The sequence below is a fragment of the Actinomadura logoneensis genome (assembly GCF_003428695.1).
GTDB classification, from domain to species: Bacteria; Actinomycetota; Actinomycetes; order Streptosporangiales; family Streptosporangiaceae; genus Spirillospora; species Spirillospora logoneensis.
In genome coordinates this window covers 1-18,814 of the sequence record NZ_QURH01000317.1, presented here as the reverse complement: position 1 = coordinate 18,814, position 18,814 = coordinate 1, and the positions used below count along the sequence as shown (strand labels likewise).

Genomic DNA, 18,814 nt, shown 5'->3' with positions numbered 1-18,814 from the left:
CCCCCGCACGGGGGCGCGGCCCGGCGGTCCGCTCCAGTTTTCGGAGGAATGATTCGTGGCAACCCTGAAGGTCGGGCTGGTCTCACCGGAGCGTGAGGTCTGGTCCGGCGAGGCCAAGATGGTGGTCGCGCAGACCATCGAGGGCCAGCTCGGCATCATGCCGGGCCACGCCCCGGTGCTGGGCGTCCTGCTGGACGGCAGCGTGGTGAAGATCGAGCCGGCCGACGGCGGCGAGTGGGTCAGCGCCATGGTCGGCAGCGGGTTCTTCTCGATCGCCGACAACGAGGTGTCGGTCCTCGCGGAGCAGGCCGAGCTCGGCTCCGAGGTGGACGTCGCCGACGCCCGCCGGGCGCTGGACGAGGTGCTGTCGGCCGGGGGCGAGGGCGGTACGGCCGAGCGCCGGGCCCGGGCCCGGCTGCGCGCGGCGGGCGCGGAAGCCTAGCCGACGGCGTTGGGCGGACACCTGGCTCTCGACGCGGGCACGGTGCTCGCCGCCGTCGTCGTGCTGGTCGCGCTGGTGTTCGGCGTGCTGACGCTGCGGCGCTGGCTGTTCGTGCGGGCGGGCGGCACCGTCGAGTGCTCGCTGCGCGTGCTGCGCTCGGACGGCGACGCCGGCTCCGACGGTGCGGCGCGCTCGGGCGGCGCGGCGCGCTCCGGCCGCTCGGCGGGCAGGGACGGTTCGGCGGGCGCGGACGGTCCGTGGCGGCTCGGGTTCGGGCGGTACAAGGGCGACGTGCTCCAGTGGCACCGCGTGTTCGGTTTCAGGCGCAGGCCCCGGCAGGTGATTCACCGCCGGGGCCTTGTCGTCGCCGGACGCCGCGTCCCGCAGGGCGAGGAGGCGGCCGGGCTGCTGCCGGACGTGACGATCATCGAGGTGCGCGACGGCGGCCGGCGGCTGGAGCTGGCGATGGGCGCCGCGGCGCTGACCGGGTTCCTGGCGTGGCTGGAGGCCGCGCCGCCCGGGTCGCCGGTGGATCCGCCGGTGCGGGATTCCTGACCCCGCGGGGGAGAAGTTTTCGAGGGAGATTTCACCTCGGTCAAATTATTGTTGCCACACTTGTCGCAGTTGACCGGTTATGACCATGATCTTGGCACCCCTGTCCGTTCCCCCACGGGAGTCCAAGTGCGCAAGTTCGCCATCGGCGCCGCCGCGGCCCTCGCCGTGACCGGCCTGGCGGTTCCGTCCGCCAACGCCGCCCCGGCCTCGCCCGACCTCGCGAAGCTGGTGACCGTCAAGGACATCAAGCGGCACCTGCAGAACCTGCAGACGATCGCCGACTACAACGGCGGCAACCGGGCCGCGGGCCAGGCCGGCTTCACCGTCTCGACCAAGTACGTGGTCAGCGAGCTGAAGAAGGCCGGGTACAAGCCGACCGTCCAGAGCTTCGACTTCGACTACTTCCAGGAGAAGTCCCCGGCCGTGTTCGGCCAGACCGCGCCGAACAAGGTCGACTACAAGGTCGGTTCCGACTTCTCGACCTACCAGTACTCCGGCAGCGGCGACGTGACGGCCCCCGCCGCCGCGGTGGACACCCCCGCCCCGAACACCGACGGCGACTCCGGCTGCCAGACCGGGGACTTCGCGTCCTTCCCGAAGGGCTCGATCGCGCTGATCCAGCGCGGCGGCTGCGACTTCGCGGTGAAGGCCGCCAACGCCAAGGCCGCGGGCGCGGTCGCGGTCGTCATCTACCAGAAGCCGACCGTCGCCGACGGCCCGGTCGGCGGCACCCTCGGCGGCCCGTCCACCCTCCCGGTGATCGGCCCGACCTACAAGGTCGGCGCCGAGCTGGTGAGGCTCGCCAACGCGGGCGGGCTCACGCTGCACGTCAAGACCGACACGCTGAACGAGAAGCGCACCGCCAAGAACGTGATCGCGGAGACGAAGTACGGCAGCGCCGACAACGTCGTCGTGGTCGGCGCGCACCTGGACAGCGTCGAGGCCGGACCCGGGATCAACGACAACGGCTCGGGCACCTCGACCATCCTGGCGATCGCCCAGAAGGTCTCCAAGCTCGGCAAGAAGGGGATCCGCAACAAGGTCCGCTTCGCCTGGTGGGGTGCCGAGGAGGAGGGCCTGCTCGGCTCCGAGCACTACGTGACCTCGCTGTCGGCGGCGCAGAAGACGAAGATCGCGCTCAACCTGAACTTCGACATGACCGCGTCCCCGAACGGCGTGCGCGGGGTCTACAACGGCTCCGACCCGACGGCCCCGCACGGCTCGGCGGCGATCCAGAAGACCATCAACGACTACTACGCGAAGCGCAAGCTGCCGACCGTCCCGAGCGACTTCAACGGCCGCTCCGACTACGGGCCGTTCCTGGAGGCGGGCATCCCGGCCGGCGGCATCGACACCGGCGCCGAGGGCATCAAGACGGCCGAGGAGGCCAAGCTGTTCGGCGGCAAGGCGGGCCAGCCGTACGACGCGTGCTACCACGCCAAGTGCGACCGCATCACCAACATCAACTGGTCGCTGCTCGACACCAACGCCGACGGTGTGGCGTTCGCCGTCCAGACCTTCGCCAAGAGCACGCTGCCGGTGAACGGCGAGGCGCTCCGCACGGGCCGCGCGTACGCCAAGCCGGCCCCGACCGCGCCGCTGTACCGCGGCGGTCACCTCGTCCGCTGAGTCCCGGCTGTACTCACCTAGCGGTCTGACGCGCCCTCCCGGGGTGCGCTGAGGCCGCCGCCCGATCGGGCCGACCCGGTGCGGAGCTTCGTGCTCCGTGCCGGGTCTTCACGTTGAACGGGGCGAGCGGGTCAGGCGGTGGCGATGGTGAGGTCGCCGGTGTCGGACTTCGCCTGGATGGTGTGGGGCGCGCCCGCGGTCGTGGGGACGCTGATCCGCTTCCGGCCGGTGTTGGTGTCGGCGGTGACGTCGTACTTCTGGGACGCCGGGACGGTGATCCGGACCTGGCCGGTGTTGACATCGGCCGACACCGCCGCCGGGGCCGCGGCCAGGGTGAGGCGGACGTCGCCGGTGTCGGTGCGGGTGCTGATCCGCGCGGACGCGCCGGGGCGCAGTGCCGTCCCGCGGATGTCGCCCGTGTTGGTGCGGGCCGTGACGGCGCCGTTGAGGCCGTCCAGCGTGATGTTGCCGGTGTCCGTGCGGAGGGTGGCGGCGACGGCGCGGGGGGCCGTGATGCGGTACTTCACCTCGCACGTGTGCACGCGGAAGGAGATGTTGTTCGGGCAGTTGTAGGAAGCCTGGAACGTGCCGCCGGCGACCTCGTGCCGCGTGGTCGGACGGCCGTTCTTGGTGAATCGGAGCCGCTCGGTGACCTTGACCGCGCTCACGTCGGCGCCGACGACCTCGATGTCGCCGGTGTGGCCGGTGACCTGGAGGGAGCCGACCTTCTCGGTCAGCGTGTAGGAGCGCTGCTCGGTCTCCGGCTCGGCCATGCCGACGCTCATCCCGCACGCCGACAGCGGAAGGACGGCCAGCAGCGCGGCGGTCGCGGTGAGGGACTTCACGGGCAGGCTCATGTGCGGCGTCTTCCGATCTTGAGGGGCGGACGACCTCAAGTCTCCCGCGCGCCGCCGGGCCGCGCGAGGTGGCGGGCTCCACACTGGGGGGTGGAGTAAACCCCACCTCCAGTACGGCCCACCTCCCGCGCTCTGTTCCGGGTCAGCGTTCGCCGCCCGGCTTCCACAGGACGTCGCCGTGCTCGGCGTTCGCGACGCGGCCCAGGATGAACAGCAGGTCCGACAGGCGGTTGAGGTACTGGGCGGTGAGCGGGTTGACGCCGTTGTCCGCCGCGTCCTCGACCGGACGGCCCGACTCGTCCAGGGGGGCCGAGCCGTGCTCGGCGATCGCGGCCCACGCGGTGCGCTCGGCGCGGCGCGTGACGGTGCGGGCGACGTGCAGCAGGGCCGCGCCGGGCGTGCCGCCGGGGAGGATGAAGCTGCGCAGCGGCTCCAGGTCGGCGTTGAACTCGTCGCAGAGGGCCTCCAGCGCGTCGACGTAGGAGACGGTCACGCGCAGCGGCGGGTACTCGGGGTCGGGGACGACGGGCGCGCAGAGGTCGGCGCCGACGTCGAACAGGTCGTTCTGGACGCGGGTGAGGGCGGCGGCGACGTCCTCGCGCAGGCCGCCCATGGTGAGGGCGACGCCGATCGCGGCGTTCGCCTCGTCCACGTCGGCGTAGGCGGCGAGCCGCGGGTCGGTCTTGCTGGTGCGGGACATGTCGCCCAGCGCGGTGGTGCCGTCGTCGCCCGTCCGGGTGTAGATGCGCGACAGCACGACGGGGGTCTCCCTGTTCTTCGCCATGCGCCGAGCCTATCCAGCGGGGTGTCCGGTCTGGTTCTGTAGGTACTCGCTTACCTTGCCTGCTCGGAACCGTTGCGCGGAGGCGGCCTTGACGTACGACCACATCATCGTTGGCGCCGGCAGCGCGGGCTGCGTGCTCGCGCACCGGCTGACCGAGGACCCGGGGACCCGAGTGCTGCTGCTGGAGGCGGGACCGCCGGACGACGCCCTGGAGATCCACATCCCGGCGGCGGTGGCCGCGCTGATCAAGGGGCCGTTCGACTGGGACTACTCGACCGTCCCGCAGGAGCACGCGGCCGGGCGCAGCGTGTACTGGCCGCGCGGCCGGACGCTCGGCGGCTCGTCGTCCACCAACGCGATGATCTACATCCGGGGGCACCGGTACGACTACGACACCTGGCGCGACTCCCACGGCTGCGCGGGCTGGGGCTACGCCGACCTGCTGCCCTACTTCCGGCGCGCCGAGGACCAGGCGCGCGGCGAGTCGGAGTACCACGGCGTCGGCGGCCCGCTGCACGTCGAGGACCGCCGGTACACGCATCCGCTGTCGCGCGCGTGGGTGAGGTCGGCGCGGGCGGCGGGGCTGCCGGAGAACCGGGACTTCAACGGCGCGGACCCGGACGGCGTCGGCTCCTACCAGGTCACGCACAAGCGGGGCCGCCGCTGGTCGACGGCGACGGGGTACCTGCGTCCCGTCCGGGAGCGGCCGAACCTGACCGTCGTGACGGACGCGCTGGTCACGCGGGTCGTCATCGAGGACGGACGGGCCGTCGGCGTGACCTACGAGGCGCGCGGCGAGACCGTCACGGCGCGCGCGGAGGGCGAGGTCGTGCTGTCGGGCGGCGCGGTGAACAGCCCGCAGCTGCTCATGCTGTCCGGGATCGGACCGGCCGACCACCTGCGCGAGCACGGCATCGACGTGGTGGTGGACGCTCCGGTCGGGCAGGGGCTGCAGGACCACCCGTTCGTGAACGTCATGTTCGCCGTCCCGCGCGTCAAGAGCCTGTTCGAGCTGCCGAGCCCGCGGACGTTCGCGCAGTGGCGGGCGTTCGGCCGCGGTCCGTACGCGTCCAACGTGGCCGAGGTCGGCGGGTTCACCCGGACGGTGGACGGCCTGCCCGCGCCCGACCTGCAGTACCACGTGCTGCCCACGCCGTTCGTGAACCAGGGGCTGACCGAGTCGTCGCAGCGGCTGCTGTCGGTGTTCGCGACGGCCGTCGCGGTCGAGAGCCGCGGGGCGCTGACGCTGCGGTCGGCCTCGCCGTACGCCAAGCCGCTGATCGACCCCGCCTACCTGTCGGCGAAGGCGGACCTGGACATCCTGGTCGCGGGCGTCCGGCAGGCCCGCGAGATCGCCGCGACCGGGCCGCTGGCGTCGCTGGTGGCGGGCGAGTACGCGCCCGGCGAGCAGGCCGCCTCGGACGAGGACGTCGAGGCGTTCGTGCGGCGGGAGGTCGCGACGCTGTTCCACCCGACGAGCACGTGCGCGATGGGCGGGGACGAGTCGTCGGTGTGCGACCCGGAGCTGCGGGTGCGCGGGGTGGCGGGGCTCCGGGTGGTGGACGCGTCGGTCATGCCGTCCGTCCCGCGCGGGAACACCAACGCCCCGACGATCGCGATCGCGGAGCGGGCCGCGGACCTGATCCGTGGACGTGAGCCGCTCGCCGCCGCGTCCGTGTGAAAAGGGAGAGGCCCTCGCCACCGGACGGTGGTGAGGGCCTCTTGTCGTCGGGACAGGCGTCCTGTTCGGGGGACGCCGGCCGTGGGGCCGCGGGGGTCACCGCTGACGCGCCTTCTCCTTGGCCTTCGCGGCGCGCTTGTTGGCCTTGGCCTCCGAGCGCCACGTCGCTACGCGCTGGTTGGCGATGCCCTGGGTGAACGAGTGGTGCAACATCTTCTGTCTCCTCTTCTTTGTCGGCAGGTCCCTGCCGACATCTATAGATTCGCCCTAAGACCCCGGGGTCCACATGGGGATGACGCCTTATTCGGCCGGCCTAGGAGGGGCTTAGTGCGCGCCGCGCCTCATCCGACGGGTCCTAGGCCCGCCTAGGGCCGCCGTCACAGCTGTCCTACCTGGGCGGGCGCGGCCGTGAGCACACCCGGCGGCACCCCCTCCAAGCAGCCCGCCGTCACATGGCATCAGGGTTTCGCCACCGGGCGGACGGTCAGGAGACCTGAGCCTCCGTCGCGCGCTCGGCCCGCGGATTCGCGGATGGCGGCGCGGGCCGTCCGGGAAGCAGGACGGTGATCGCGGCGGCGGCGAGCAACCCGCCCGCGAGCAGCCAGACGCCGTGGTGGACGCCCGGGACCGCGCCGTCCGACCGCTGCATGATGACCGCGACCGCGGCGATCCCGAGCGACCCGCCGAGCTGGTTCAGCATGTACAGCGCCGAACTGCCCTGCGCCACGAGTTCGGGCGGCAGCGTCCGGTAGAGCGCGCCCATCGTCGGCGCGGCCATGAGGCCCATGCCGATCCCGGCGGCGAACGCCGCGAGCCCGCTCCACACCTCCGGCGTCCGCGCGCCGAGCCACGCCATGGGGACGATGGCCGCGACGGCGAGCAGCGCTCCGCAGCGGGCCAGCGCACGCGACCCCACGCGGTCGGAGAGCCGTCCGGCGAACGGCATGGCCAGCGAGGCGCCGAGTCCGACCGGTGCGATCAGCAGGCCCGCGACGCGCGCGCCGTGCCCGTGGGCCTGCTGGTAGTAGAGCGGCAGCAGGAACAGCATTCCGAAGGTCACCAGGCCCGACAGCGACATGATGGCGACGCTGGCGCTGAACGCCGAGCGGGTGAAGAGCCGCAGGTCGAGCAGGGGAGGAGTGCGCCGGACGGTCAGCGCGCGCACGCCGTAGCCCGCGAGCAGCACGGCGCCGGCCGCGAACGGGACCCAGGCGTCGGCGCGGTCCGGTCCGGCGACGCGCGACAGTCCGAGCAGGACGGCCGCGAACCCCGGGCCGAGCAGGACGAGACCGGGCAGGTCGAGGCGCCGGGCGTCGGCGTCCGGTTCGTCGCGCGGGACCACGCGCAGCGCGAGGAGGAACGCCACTGCGCCGATCGGCAGGTTGATCAGGAACATCCAGCGCCAGCCGAGGCCGTCCAGGACCAGGCCGCCGACGGCGGGCCCGATCACCGGCCCGAGCGACAGCACCACGCCCATGATCCCCATGACCCGTCCGGCCCGCGCGGGCCCCGCGCCGCGCGCCAGGATCACCATGACCAGCGGGTCCAGGATGCCCGCGCCCACCCCCTGCACGATCCGGAACGCCACGAGCTGCGCCAGGTTCCCGGCGGCCGAGCAGGCCAGTGACCCCGCGACGAACAGCACGAGGCCGACGAGCCAGGGGCGCCGGGAGCCGAACCGGCCGGCGGCCCAGGCGGTCACCGGGACCGTGACCGTGAGCGCCAGCAGGTAGCCGGTCGAGACCCAGCCCACGGCGCTGAGCGTGCTGCCGAACTCGCGGGCGAGGCGGTCCGCGGCGACCGACACCATCGTGGCGTCCAGGATGCCCATGATTCCGCCCAGCAGCACCACGGCGATCAGCCGACGCAAGGCCGGATCGAACGCATCTGTATTCATCAGACTCCCTAACTAGACTGGCGCGACCAACATAGAAGCCTGATGAGTCTTGGGCAAGATGGTTCGAGTAAATGGACTCAGGAGTCCAAGTCGGGGGGTCGGCCGGTACACTGCGCGGCATGGCGGGGACCACGGCGGCGCGAGGCCGCATCGACAAGCGGCAGGCGATCCTCGACGCCGCGTTCGCGGTGATCGGCCGCGAGGGGTACGCGCAGGCGGGCGTGGACGTCATCGCCGCCGAGGCCGGCGTCGCCAAGGCCACCGTCTACAACCACTTCGGCGACAAGGAGGCGCTGCTCCGGGCGTCCTTCGCGGCCCAGGCCGAACGCGTGCTGGCCGCGAACCTGGCCGCGCTCGAAGTCCTCGCCGACACCGGCGGCGACCTGCGGGGCCTGCTGGAGGACGTCGGCCGCCGGCTGCTCGACTGCTACTGCGACGAGCGGTCCTGGGCCGTCCGGCGGATCCTGCTGGCCGAGGGGAACCGGTTCCCCGACCTGCTGGACGTCACGCACAGCGGCGTCGCCGACCGTGTCCTGCGGACCCTCGCCGACCGCTTCGCGCGCCTCGCCCTCGCCGGACGGCTGAACCTGACCGACCCCGAACTGGCCGCCGAGCAGTTCACGGCGCTGCTGATCGGCCCCATGGAGAAGCGCACCCGGCTCGGCACCCGTCCCCTCCCGGAGAGGGAGCTGCGGGACTCCGCCCGCCAGGCGGTGGACACGTTCCTCAGGGCTTTCGGGCCCGCCGAGGCTCCAGGCCGTCCCTGAGGAGGCGGAGCAGGCGGCGCGCGTCGTCGGCGTTCCCCGCCGTCATCGCACCTCCGCTGACCAGCGCCAACAGGTCAGCGGTCGCGATGTCGTCCTTGAGCGTCCCGGCCGTCCTGGCCCGGACGGCTAGGGTCTCGGCCGCCTCGTTCAGCGCGGTGTGCCACTCGTGGAAGAGCCGCGACCGGCGTCCGTCCGGGGTCTCGGTGATCGCCATCGCGAGGTCGCGCTTGGCCGCGACATGCGCGACGAACTCGTCCAGCCAGGTATAGAGCGCCTCACCGGACGACGCCGACGCCAGCTCCCGGCCGAGGCGGAGAAGTCGCTCGACCTCGTCGGCGTACACGGCGATGAGCAGGTCCTCGCGCGTGGGGAAGTGGCGGTACAGCGTCGCGTTCCCGACCCCGGCCCGCTTGGCGACCTCGTCGAGCGGCACGTCCGGCCCGCGCTCGGCGAACAGCGCCTTGGCCGAGGTCAGGAGCAGCGCGGCATTGCGCGCCGCGTCGGCCCGCGGACGGCGAGGAGGCATCGGCTGACCCCTTGTGGATCGAGGACGTCCTCCGTAGCGTAGCCGATTAAGTGGGGAACTCCCCGTTTAAGGAGCCGCAGCATGACACCGGACGACCGCATCGCCATCACCGACCTGATCTCCCTGCACGGCCACCTCTGCGACGACGGCGAACTCGACCGCCTGCACGAGGTCTTCGCGGACGACGTGGTCTACGACGTCTCCGCCCTGGGGGCCGCGCCACTCCACGGGCTCGCCGCGCTCAAGGAGGCGGCGGAAGCCCTCGGCGACGCCAACCCGGTGGGCCACCACGTCACCAACGTCATCCTCACCGAGGTGGCGGAAGGCGAAGTCCACGCTCGGTCCAAGGCCATCGGAATCCGGGCGGACGGCACCGCTGGCAGTGCCGTCTACCAGGACGTCGTCAAGCGAGGCTCCCAAGGCTGGCGCATCGTCCATCGCGCCATCCAGCCCCGCAGAAAACCGCTCGGCGCCCGCTGATCAGCGCTTGTAGCGCTTGCCGTGCAGCATGGTGACGAGCTGGAGGATCTGCGCCATCTGCTTCTCGGTGCGGTCGAAGGACGTCAGGTTCGCCGGGAGGGCGAAGCGCTGCCGGGTGATGGCCTTCGGACGGGCGAACTCGCGCAGGCCGTCCGCGCCGTGGATGCGTCCGAAGCCCGACTCGCCGACACCGCCGAACGGCAGGGCGGCGACCATCGCGAACGCGGCGAAGGAGTTGATGGACGTCATGCCCGAGCGCATCCGGCGGGCGGCGTCCATGGCGCGGGTCTTGTTCCCGGAGAAGATCGTGCCCGCCAGGCCGTAGCTGGTGGCGTTGGCCTTCTCGACGGCCTCGTCCAGGTCGCGGACGCGGTGCACGGTGATGGTCGGGCCGAACGTCTCCTCGCACACCGCGGACGAGTCGTCCGGGACGTCGGTCAGCACGACCGGCTCGACGTACGGCTTCCGGACGGACTCGGGCCCGCCGACGACGGCCTTGCCGCCCTTCTCCAAGGCGTCCTTGATGTGCCGTTCGATGATGTCGAGCTGGGCCGGCATGGTGATCGGGCCGTAGGCGGCCTCGCGGTCGAAACCCGGCCGCAGCTTCGCGGCGCGCTCGGTCAGCTTGGCGAGGAACGCGTCGTAGGCGGAGTCCACGACGTAGACGCGCTCGACGCCGATGCAGGTCTGGCCCGCGTTCGCCATCGCGCCCCACAGCGCCGAGTCGGCGGCGGCGTCGAGGTCGGCGTCCGCGTCGACGATGCAGGCGTCCTTGCCGCCGCACTCGGCGACGATCGGCGTCAGGTTCTCCGCGCACGCGGCCATGACCCGCTTGGCCGTCCGGGCCGAGCCGGTGAACGCGATCTTGTCGACGCCGGGGGAGGACGCGAGCGCCGCGCCGGTCTCCCCGAACCCGGTGACGAGCTGGAACACCGGACGCTCCGGGACCACCGTGGTGATCAGCTCGGCCAGCAGGGCGCCGACGCCGGGGGTGAACTCCGACGGCTTGAACACCACGGCGTTGCCGGCGGCGAGCGCGTAGGCGATCGAGCCCATCGGGGTGAAGATGGGATAGTTCCACGGGCCGATCACGCCCACGACGCCGAGCGGCTGGTACTCCAGGACGCACTTCTGGTTGAGCGACATCGCGCCCGGGAACACCGTGCGCGGGCCGAGCACCTTGGCGGCGTGCCGGGCCGCCCAGTCCAGGTGCGAGATCGCCATGACGGTCTCGAGCTGGGCGTCCTGCAGGGTCTTGCCGGTCTCCTGGTGGATGAGCTCGGCCATCCGGTTCAGGTTGCGGGTGAGCGCGCCCTTGACGTTCAGCAGCCGGACGCGCCGCTCCTTCCAGCCCAGCTCGCCCCACCAGGCCGCCGCGTCGCGGGCCCTCCCGACCGCCTCGGCGACGGCCGCCGCGTCGTGCACGGGATGCTCGGCGACCACCTCGCCGGTGGCCGGGTTCAGCGAGGGGAACGTGGTGCTCTCCGTGGCGACGGACATGGGTGCCTCCGGGCTGCTCAACCGGGTAAGTGGCCACTTGCTCCTGGCGGCCAGTAAATCACCTTACGTCGGAGTCCGGGATCCAGCTCCCGTGGAAGCCCGCCGGGACGCGCCGGGGCAGCTCCACCCGCGCCCGTTCGGACAGGTCCGCCGCGTCCAGGACCAGCAGCCGCGAGCCCGCCCGGTCGGACGCGATGGTCAGCAGCCACCCCTCGTCCTCGGACCGGGCGTCCTCGGCCGGGACGAACACCGCCTCGCCGACGTGCCCGCCGAAGCCGCGCTCGGCCGCCGTCCCGGTGCGCAGGTCGTACTTGACCAGCGACGATCCCGCCGCGACCGTGTACAGGTACCGGTGGGGGAGGCCCGTGCGGCCGTCGTCGAGCGTGGGGAACTCGACGTCGCGGTCGTCCAGCACCTCCTCCGACGCGCGCCCGGTCGCGAGGTCGAGCGTCCAGCGGTGCAGGCGGGACGTGCCCGAGGCCGCCGCGACGGAGGCCGCACCGGCCCCCGCCGCTGCGGCCCGCGGTGCGGCTGGTCCCGCCGTCCCGGCCTCCGTGCGGGACGACGCGCCGCCGATGCCGCCCCACAGCGCGGCGATGTCGGCGTCGCGGTAGCGCGCGCCCGTGAGAACGACGCCCCCGCGCCCGTTCTCGTAGGCGTTGCCGACATGGAACACGTAGCAGGGATCGACATCGAACCAGCGCACCGGGCCGTCGCCCACGCGGGGCATGACGCCGAGGCGCGCGCCGTAGGAGTCGTCCCAGCGGAACGGCATGGCCCCGCGTCCGGCGAGCTCCAGGTCGAACACCATCGGCAGGTCGAGCCAGACGACGTGGTTCTCGGTGATCGCGAAGTCGTGCATCATCGTCGGGCCGGGCACCGCGACCTCGCGGCTCTCCACCAGCTTCCCGTCCGCCGACAGCCGGTGGTAGGTCAGGTGGGGCGGGATGAAGCCGTACCCGAAGAACAGCAGGTCGCCGGTGCGCGGATCGCGCTTCGGGTGGGCCGTCATCGCCGTCGTGAGCAGCCCGCCGAAGTCGCAGGGGCCGACCGTGTCCAGATCGGGCGTCAGCTCGTACGGCAGCCCCGCCTCGACCAGCGCGTACACCGTTCCGTCGTGCGCGACCACGTGGGTGTTCGCCTGCACGGACGTGAGGTCGAGCGTGCCGTCCGCCCGGACGAACGGGGTGCCGTCGGTGAACCGGCGGGTCCGGACCCAGCGGTTGCGGTACCACTCGGCGCGTCCGTCCCGCAGCCGGACGCCGTGCACCATGCCGTGCCCGGTGAACCAGTGCGCGCTGGGCTCGCCCGGCTTCGGGTTCGGCCCGTTGCGCAGGTAACGGCCGTTCAGCTCGGGCGGCAGGGCGCCCGCGACGGGCAGGTCGTGGGCCGTGGTCTCGTCCGGGACGGGCGCGCGGTGGCCTTCGAGCCAGAGGTCCATTCGTTCTCTCCTGGAGCGTCTGGAAGGGGGTGGGCGGGAGCGCGGTGCGGGCGGGAGGCGAGGCGTCCTGCGGGTCAGGCGGCGGTCTGCTCCACGGCCTGCGCGGCGGCGTACCGCTTGCGCGCCATGGCCGGGTACCGGCCGGTGAACCAGGCCGGGACGGCGAAGCAGGCGACCTTGATGACGATGAGCAGCGCGGTCTGGTGCGGCGCGAAGTGCTGCACGATGCCGAGGCTGACGGCCGACACCGTGAACGCGGCGGCCCAGGCGGCGGTCAGGACGACGGCGATCCGGTGGAAGAGCGCGGTCGCGGCGACCTCCGCCGACACCTGCCGGCGGGCGATGCCCTCGGTGAACGGGACGCCGGCGGCGATCGTGCCCCACGCGGTCAGCGCGAGCCAGCCGATCGAGAGGGACGCGCCGTAGTTCACGACCGCGGCGTGCGGCGCGGCGAGGACCAGCGCGGTGAAGCCCGCCAGGAACACCGCCGTGGAGATCTCCAGGATCAGCTCGTCCCAGCGCCGGCCGCGGCGCAGGTCGGCGGCGAGCAGGACGACGGCCGCCGCGAGGCCGGCGCCCGCTCCCGCCTGGACGTCGTATCCGCTGACCACGGCCAGGATGATCCAGGGGAGGAACGTGAGCCCGTAGTACTTCGCCATCGTCGTGTTCGCCTTCCGGCCGCTCGGTCGTACATGTCTGTTGTGACATGTCGAACTTAGACCTTCTACTTCTGACATGTCAACACTGACGTGTATGATCCGGAACATGAGCCTTCGACACGCCGCACTGGGACTGCTGGTCGAGATGGACGGGGCCAGCGGCTATGACCTGCTCAAGATGTTCGAGATCACGATGGGCAACGTCTGGCAGGCGACCCAGAGCCAGCTCTACGGGGAGCTGAACAAGCTCACCGCGGAGGGGTTCATCGAGGTCGCGAGCGAGGGGCCGCGCGGGCGCAAAGAGTACCGCGTGACCGACGCCGGCCGCGCCGAGCTGCGGCGCTGGCTCCTGGAGGTCCCGCCGAAGATCGTCCGGCGGGACGACGTCCTGCTGCGCATGTTCTTCCTCGGCCAGGTGGAGCCGGAGGAGGCCGCGGCGTTCGTGCGGAAGCAGTCCGCCGGGGCGGAGCGGGCCCTCGCCGACCTGACCGCGCTGGAAGGCCGGATCGAATGGGGTGACGACAACCTGTCGTTCTACGGCCGCCTCGCGATGGAGTACGGCAGGCGCTTCCTGGCCATGCGCGCCGACTGGTACGAGTGGGTCGTCCAGGAGCTGGCCGAACGCGACGCTCCCAAGAGCTGAGGCGTCGCGGAAAAGACCGACGCCGGCCCCGACGACGGGACCGGCGGCTGGGAAGCGGTGGTTGAGCGGAGGCCGGGGACTCAGGCGAAGAGGTCGGCGTTGTCGGCGGCCCACTCGGCGAACGTGCGCGCCGGACGTCCGGTGATGCGCTCGACCTCGGGCGAGATCTCGGCCGGGCGTCCCACGCACGCGGCGAACATGTCCAGCAGGGAGTCGGCGATCACGGGCGTCACGTAGCCGCCGCCGAGCATCTGGGCGCGCGCGTCCTCGCGGGACAGCTCCTCGTAGCGGACGTCCCTGCCGATGACCTCGCCGATCCGGCGCGCCTGGTCGGTGAAGGTCAGCGACTCCGGGCCGGACAGCACCGGGCGCGTCCCGACCAGGTCGTCGCCGGTCAGCGCGCGGGCGCAGACGGCGGCGATGTCGCGCTCGTGGATCGGCGCCGTCTGCGCGTCCGCGTACGCGCCGCGCACCACGCCGTCCGCGCGGATCTGACCGGCCCAGGCGAGGGCGTTCGCGGCGAACGCGCCGGGCCGCGGGAACACCCACTCCAGCCCGGACGCCTCGATCTCGCGCTCCTTGTCCAGGTGCATCTGCCCGATGGGGTTGCCCGGACCGGCGTCCAGGGTGGACGACGAGGACAGCATGACGACGCGCCGCACGCCGTGCTCGCGGCAGCGGTCGAGCAGGTCGCCGAAGCCGCCGTGGAAGACGGCCGGGTTGACGAACACCGCGCCGACGCCGTCCAGCGGCATGTCGGCGGTGGCGGCGGCCTCGACGCCCGCCGGGAACCTCGCGGCGGCGGGGTCGCGGGTCAGGGCGCGCACCTTGTGGCCCGCGGTGGCGAGCTCGGCGACCAGGTGGCGGCCGACGTTGCCGGTGGCTCCGGTGATCAGGAACATGGACTGCGCTCACTTTCATCCGTCTGGTTGAACGGCTTCATCTTCATCTGGCCGGATGAACTTGTCAACCATCCGGATGGATGAACAATTCGGTACGATGGCGCCATGACGAAGGCGGAGGAGACCGCACACGCGGACGGGCGCGGGAGCGGACGGAAGGCCGGGGAACCGAAGGCCGGCGGCCGGACGCGTCGGCGCGCGCCGCAGGAAGGGGAGCGCAAGCTCGACGCAGAACGGTCCAAGCGGCTGCTGCTGGACGCGGCGCTGGAGGAGTTCTCCGCCAAGGGCTACGCGGGCGCGCGCGTGCAGGACATCGCCGACCGCGCCGGGGTGAACAAGCAGCTCATCAGCTACCACTACGGCGGCAAGGCGGGACTGTACGCCGCCATCGGCCGCTCGTGGGCCGAGCGCGAGGCCGAGTTCGCCACCCCGGACGTCCCGCTGCCGGACCTGATCGTCCGGTACCTGGAGCACTCGCTGGACGAGCCGCGCGCCACCCGCCTGAACGCGTGGATGGGCCTGACCGGCGACTACGTCGAGCTGCCGGGCGGTCGCGAGGACATGTCCGACCTGCGCCGCCGCCAGGGCGACGGGGAGCTCGCCGCCGACCTCGACCCCGAGATGGTCATGCTGGTCATGATGGCCGCCGTCGCCGTCCCGACGACGATGCCGAACATCGTCCGGTACGTGACCGGGATGGACGCCGCCTCACCGGAGTTCCGCGCCCGCTACGCCGACCAGCTCCGCCGCGTCGTCGCCCGCCTCGCGGACCCCGCCGCCGAGCCGGAGGCGTCCCGGCGGACCAGTGAGCCGACGGACGAGCGGACGGACGAGCGGGCCGGCGGCGGGACCGGCTAGAAGACCAGCGCCTTCCAGAACTGGAACACGGCGTGCCCGATCTGGATGATCGGCTCGTTCAGCCCGATCGCGTCGGTGATCCTCGTGACCAGGCCGAAGAACGCGCGGTTGATCGGCCCGACCCACAGCAGCGCGATGACCAGCAGGAACATGTAACCGCCGTACGCGCTCACCTGGTTCACCCAGCGCGGCGGCAGGTACGGCTCGACGATGCCGAAGCCGTCCAGTCCCGGGATCGGCAGCAGGTTCAGGATCGCGGCCGTGACCTGGAGGAAGGCCAGGAACGCCACGCCCGACCAGAAGATCCCGTGCGCGCCGTCGGAGAAGTTGCGGTACAGCACCGCCAGCATGATCGCGAGCAGCACGTTGCTCAGCGGCCCGGCCGCCGAGACCAGGCTGTGCCGCCACTTCCCCTGGATCCGGCCGCGGTCGATCCAGACCGCGCCGCCCGGCAGGCCGATCCCGCCGAGCAGGATGAACAGCACCGGGATCGCGAAGCTCAGCAGCGGGTCGGTGTACCTGGCCGGGTTCAGCGTCAGGTAGCCGCGCGTCGCGACGCTGTGGTCGCCCGCGCGGTAGGCCAGGTAGGCGTGCCCGAACTCGTGCAGGCACAGCGACAGCACCCAGCCCGCGATCACGAACCCGAACACCGCGAGCCGCCCCGCGGCGAACCGCGTCTGCAGCATGCCCATGGTGATCTCGCCGTACCGCCACGCGATCAGTCCGCACAGCACCGTGACCGCGCAGATCACCAGGAAAACCGGACTCGGACGCACCGCGCGCCGGTCCCGCATGTGGTGCACCGAGCCCATGCCTCGCCGTCCTCCCCCGGTCGCTCCCGACCGCTTCCGAAGGTACCGCCTCCAGCGCGCGCCCCGTCCGCCTCTCGTCCTCCGCCGCGGCCTCCCGGCACCCGGCCCAGGCCTCCCGGCACCCGCCGCGGCCTCCCCGTGCCCGCCCCGGCGTCGCGCCGAGCCTCCGGATCAGGACGCGGGGGCGGCGATCGCGGGCACCGCGTAGGTGCGCAGGAAGGCCCGGGTGGCCTCCTCGTCGCGCTCGCGGTCCATCACGATCAGCGACGTGATCAGCCGGAAGAGGAACTCGACCGTCCCCTCCACGTCGATCTCCGCGCGGACGAGCCGCAGCCGCTGCGCCGCCTCGAAGTGCGGCCGGACGTGGTCGGCGCACACCGCGAGCACCTGCTCGGCCGCGCCCGCGACCGCCGCCTGCATGTGCCCGGCGGACTCCGGGACGAGCAGCCGCGCGATGGTCGGCTCGGCCCGGACGAACGCGACCGCCGACAGCGTCCCCTCGACGATCGCGTCCGGCACCGAGCGCTCCCGCCGCAGCCGCTCGGCCAGGACGTCCAGGAACCGGCGCAGGCCGCGCAGCACGACCGCGAGGACCAGCTCGTCCCGCCCGCCGGTCACGGCCCGGTACACGGTGGCCCGGGACAGCCCGGCCGCCGCCGCGATGTCCTCGACCGTGGTCTTGGCGACGCCGAACCGCCGGAAGCACTCCTCGGCGGCGTCGATGATCCGCTCGCGCGAGCGCTCGGCGGCGGCCGGAACCCCAGGGGACATGCCCGAAGCGTACGGCCTGCCGGCCGCCCGGACGGGGCCGGTGGAGGGGACGGGGTCAGTCGAGGGTGTAGTCGAGGTCCCAGGCGTGCGAGCCGTCCGGGCGGGCGGTGATCCGGCCCTCGCCGCGGATGCCCGCGAGCTCCCCGGTCCCGGACGTCGGGACGATCAGCCAGCGCAGCCACTGCCCGTCCGCGTCGCTGCCCGCGCTGTGCTGGAGCACGAAGGAGCCCTCCCGGCCGTGCAGGATGCCCTCGACCGTCTCCACGCCGACGTACGCGGCGGGCCCGGCGGCGGTCTCCACGGTGATCAGGTCGGCGACGCTCGTCCCGACCAGGTCGCCGTGGAACGTCTTGCGCACCCGGACCTTGGTGAGTCTGCGGTCGCCCCGCTCGTCGTAGGGCTTCTCGTCGTCCCAGGCGTCGATGTCGAAGGTGCCGGCGGCGGTTGCGTTCATGCGCTCATGATGGCTCAGAACAGCGTGGGATGGCTCAGAACAGCGTGCCCTCGTGCTCGATGCCGCGCAGCGCGTCGTAGTCGAGCGTCACGCAGTCGATCCCGCGGTCGGTGGCGAGCACCCGCGCCTGCGGCTTGATCTCCTGCGCGGCGAACACCCCGCGCACGGGCGCGAGCAGCGGGTCCCGGTTGAGCAGCTCCAGGTACCGGGTGAGCTGCTCCACCCCGTCGATCTCGCCGCGCCGCTTGATCTCCACCGCGACCGTCGCGCCAGTGGCGTCCCGGCACAGGATGTCCACGGGCCCGATCGCGGTCGGGTACTCCCGCCGCACCAGCGAGTAGCCCTCGCCGAGCGTCCCGATGTGCTCGGCCAGCAGCTCCTGCAGGTGCGCCTCGACGCCGTCCTTGACCAGGCCCGGGTCCGGCCCCAGCTCGTGCCCGTGGTCGAGCAGCACCTCCTCGATCGTGAGGATGAGCCGCTCGCCGGACTTGCTGTGGGTGACCGTCCAGCGCGAGACGGCGCCGTTCTCCTCGAACGGCTCCTCCCGCAGCGAGCACGGCGGGTTCATCCAGTTCAACGGCTTGTAGGCGCGGTCGTCGGCGTGGATGGACACGCTTCCGTCGGCCTTCACCATGATCAGCCGGACGGCGGAGGGCAGATGGGCGGTGAGCTTGCCGGCGTAGTCGACGCTGCACCGGGCGATAACGAGACGCACGTCCGGTGAGCTTAGTGACCCCACCGACCACCCCGCGCCCGAACGCGATGCCCGAGCGCCCTTGGACGCGGTGGCCGAGCGTCCTGCGCCGCGGTGGCCGAGCGTCCTGCGCCGCGGTGCCCGAGCGTCCTGCGACGCGGCCTAAGGCGGTGGGGGAGGGGACTTAGGGCGTTGTGCCGATGTCCGGGGTGGGGGCTTAGGGCGAATCTCGAAGGTGCCGGGTCGAGCGGTCCGGTGCTGGGGAGGAGCTCGGAGATGTTCCACAACGATGTGATGTACGCGGTGATGCGGGAGCGCGCGCGGGAGATGCGGGAGGCCGCCCGGGAGGAGCGGGAGGCCGTGGAGGCGCGGCGGACGCGCGAGCGGCGGGACCGGGAGGCGCTGGTGACGGCCGCGCCGTGGCGTCCGCGGCACCGGCACACCGCGCACGCCCGGTGAGCC

Annotated in this window: 21 protein-coding genes; 9 read left to right on the top strand and 12 right to left on the bottom strand. The window is 72.5% G+C overall.

The window, feature by feature from the left end:
* Positions 1 to 55: 55 nt before the first annotated feature.
* From DZF91_RS20055 to DZF91_RS20045, 3 genes are all read left to right on the top strand, one after another.
* Positions 56 to 442 (top strand): F0F1 ATP synthase subunit epsilon, encoded by a 387-nt coding sequence (locus DZF91_RS20055; RefSeq protein WP_117358995.1) that lies wholly within the window; start codon positions 56 to 58, stop codon positions 440 to 442.
* Positions 443 to 451: 9 nt separating this feature from the next.
* A complete protein-coding gene (locus tag DZF91_RS20050) occupies positions 452 to 997 on the top strand; it encodes a DUF2550 domain-containing protein (RefSeq protein WP_117358994.1) in 546 nt (181 codons plus the stop codon).
* Positions 998 to 1,123: 126 nt separating this feature from the next.
* A complete protein-coding gene (locus DZF91_RS20045) occupies positions 1,124 to 2,626 on the top strand; it encodes a M28 family peptidase (protein WP_117358993.1) in 1,503 nt (500 codons plus the stop codon).
* A 131-nt stretch (positions 2,627 to 2,757) separates the two neighbouring features.
* Here DZF91_RS20045 and DZF91_RS20040 read toward each other — a convergent pair whose 3' ends face one another.
* Entirely contained in the window at positions 2,758 to 3,483 is a 726-nt protein-coding gene (locus DZF91_RS20040) for a DUF4097 family beta strand repeat-containing protein (RefSeq protein ID WP_117358992.1), read from the bottom strand.
* Between the two features lie 142 nt (positions 3,484 to 3,625).
* Positions 3,626 to 4,267: a cob(I)yrinic acid a,c-diamide adenosyltransferase gene (locus tag DZF91_RS20035; protein ID WP_117358991.1), complete on the bottom strand. Its 642-nt coding sequence runs from the start codon at positions 4,265 to 4,267 to the stop codon at positions 3,626 to 3,628.
* An 88-nt stretch (positions 4,268 to 4,355) separates the two neighbouring features.
* Between DZF91_RS20035 and DZF91_RS20030 the strand changes: the two genes are divergently transcribed.
* Positions 4,356 to 5,948, top strand: a complete 1,593-nt coding sequence (locus DZF91_RS20030; RefSeq protein WP_235834429.1) for a GMC family oxidoreductase — start codon at positions 4,356 to 4,358, stop codon at positions 5,946 to 5,948.
* A gap of 484 nt (positions 5,949 to 6,432) precedes the next feature.
* Here the strand turns inward: DZF91_RS20030 and DZF91_RS20025 are convergent, their stop codons facing one another.
* On the bottom strand, positions 6,433 to 7,845 hold the full coding sequence (locus DZF91_RS20025; protein WP_117358990.1) for a DHA2 family efflux MFS transporter permease subunit: 1,413 nt from the start codon (positions 7,843 to 7,845) through the stop codon (positions 6,433 to 6,435).
* Positions 7,846 to 7,964: 119 nt separating this feature from the next.
* Between DZF91_RS20025 and DZF91_RS20020 the strand changes: the two genes are divergently transcribed.
* Complete coding sequence (locus DZF91_RS20020; protein WP_117358989.1) at positions 7,965 to 8,612, top strand: TetR/AcrR family transcriptional regulator; 648 nt, start codon at positions 7,965 to 7,967, stop codon at positions 8,610 to 8,612.
* Here the strand turns inward: DZF91_RS20020 and DZF91_RS20015 are convergent.
* Positions 8,572 to 9,138 carry a TetR/AcrR family transcriptional regulator gene (locus tag DZF91_RS20015; protein WP_117358988.1) on the bottom strand — a complete coding sequence of 189 codons (567 nt, stop codon included), beginning with the start codon at positions 9,136 to 9,138 and terminating at the stop codon, positions 8,572 to 8,574. The genes DZF91_RS20020 and DZF91_RS20015 overlap by 41 nt on opposite strands.
* A gap of 81 nt (positions 9,139 to 9,219) precedes the next feature.
* On the opposite strand from DZF91_RS20015, the gene DZF91_RS20010 reads away from it, so the two are divergent.
* Complete coding sequence (locus tag DZF91_RS20010) at positions 9,220 to 9,618, top strand: nuclear transport factor 2 family protein (protein ID WP_117358987.1); 399 nt, start codon at positions 9,220 to 9,222, stop codon at positions 9,616 to 9,618.
* Here DZF91_RS20010 and DZF91_RS20005 read toward each other — a convergent pair whose 3' ends face one another.
* From DZF91_RS20005 to DZF91_RS19995, 3 genes are all read right to left on the bottom strand, one after another.
* Positions 9,619 to 11,118, bottom strand: coding sequence for an aldehyde dehydrogenase family protein (locus DZF91_RS20005; RefSeq protein ID WP_117358986.1), 1,500 nt, complete (start codon positions 11,116 to 11,118; stop codon positions 9,619 to 9,621).
* 58 nt (positions 11,119 to 11,176) lie between these two features.
* The gene (locus DZF91_RS20000; protein WP_117358985.1) at positions 11,177 to 12,559 is read right to left on the bottom strand and encodes a carotenoid oxygenase family protein; all 1,383 of its coding nucleotides are present in this window, start codon (positions 12,557 to 12,559) and stop codon (positions 11,177 to 11,179) included.
* A 74-nt stretch (positions 12,560 to 12,633) separates the two neighbouring features.
* The gene (locus tag DZF91_RS19995) at positions 12,634 to 13,218 is read right to left on the bottom strand and encodes a hypothetical protein (RefSeq protein WP_117358984.1); all 585 of its coding nucleotides are present in this window, start codon (positions 13,216 to 13,218) and stop codon (positions 12,634 to 12,636) included.
* A gap of 106 nt (positions 13,219 to 13,324) precedes the next feature.
* Between DZF91_RS19995 and DZF91_RS19990 the strand changes: the two genes are divergently transcribed.
* Positions 13,325 to 13,861, top strand: coding sequence for a PadR family transcriptional regulator (locus tag DZF91_RS19990; protein WP_117358996.1), 537 nt, complete (start codon positions 13,325 to 13,327; stop codon positions 13,859 to 13,861).
* 80 nt (positions 13,862 to 13,941) lie between these two features.
* On the opposite strand, the gene DZF91_RS19985 is transcribed toward DZF91_RS19990, so the two are convergent.
* Positions 13,942 to 14,763, bottom strand: a complete 822-nt coding sequence (locus DZF91_RS19985; protein ID WP_117358983.1) for an NAD(P)H-binding protein — start codon at positions 14,761 to 14,763, stop codon at positions 13,942 to 13,944.
* Positions 14,764 to 14,868: 105 nt separating this feature from the next.
* On the opposite strand from DZF91_RS19985, the gene DZF91_RS19980 reads away from it, so the two are divergent.
* On the top strand, positions 14,869 to 15,621 hold the full coding sequence (locus DZF91_RS19980; RefSeq protein ID WP_117358982.1) for a TetR/AcrR family transcriptional regulator: 753 nt from the start codon (positions 14,869 to 14,871) through the stop codon (positions 15,619 to 15,621).
* On the opposite strand, the gene DZF91_RS19975 is transcribed toward DZF91_RS19980, so the two are convergent.
* The 4 genes from DZF91_RS19975 to nucS form a co-directional block, all read right to left on the bottom strand.
* Positions 15,618 to 16,433 carry a site-2 protease family protein gene (locus DZF91_RS19975; protein WP_117358981.1) on the bottom strand — a complete coding sequence of 272 codons (816 nt, stop codon included), beginning with the start codon at positions 16,431 to 16,433 and terminating at the stop codon, positions 15,618 to 15,620. The genes DZF91_RS19980 and DZF91_RS19975 overlap by 4 nt on opposite strands.
* Before the next feature lie 171 nt (positions 16,434 to 16,604).
* Positions 16,605 to 17,204, bottom strand: coding sequence for a TetR/AcrR family transcriptional regulator (locus DZF91_RS19970; protein WP_117358980.1), 600 nt, complete (start codon positions 17,202 to 17,204; stop codon positions 16,605 to 16,607).
* Positions 17,205 to 17,259: 55 nt separating this feature from the next.
* Positions 17,260 to 17,658 (bottom strand): DUF3224 domain-containing protein, encoded by a 399-nt coding sequence (locus DZF91_RS19965; RefSeq protein WP_117358979.1) that lies wholly within the window; start codon positions 17,656 to 17,658, stop codon positions 17,260 to 17,262.
* Positions 17,659 to 17,692: 34 nt separating this feature from the next.
* The gene (nucS, locus tag DZF91_RS19960) at positions 17,693 to 18,373 is read right to left on the bottom strand and encodes an endonuclease NucS (RefSeq protein WP_117358978.1); all 681 of its coding nucleotides are present in this window, start codon (positions 18,371 to 18,373) and stop codon (positions 17,693 to 17,695) included.
* Positions 18,374 to 18,628: 255 nt separating this feature from the next.
* Between nucS and DZF91_RS19955 the strand changes: the two genes are divergently transcribed.
* Positions 18,629 to 18,811: a hypothetical protein gene (locus DZF91_RS19955; protein WP_117358977.1), complete on the top strand. Its 183-nt coding sequence runs from the start codon at positions 18,629 to 18,631 to the stop codon at positions 18,809 to 18,811.
* Positions 18,812 to 18,814: the final 3 nt, after the last annotated feature.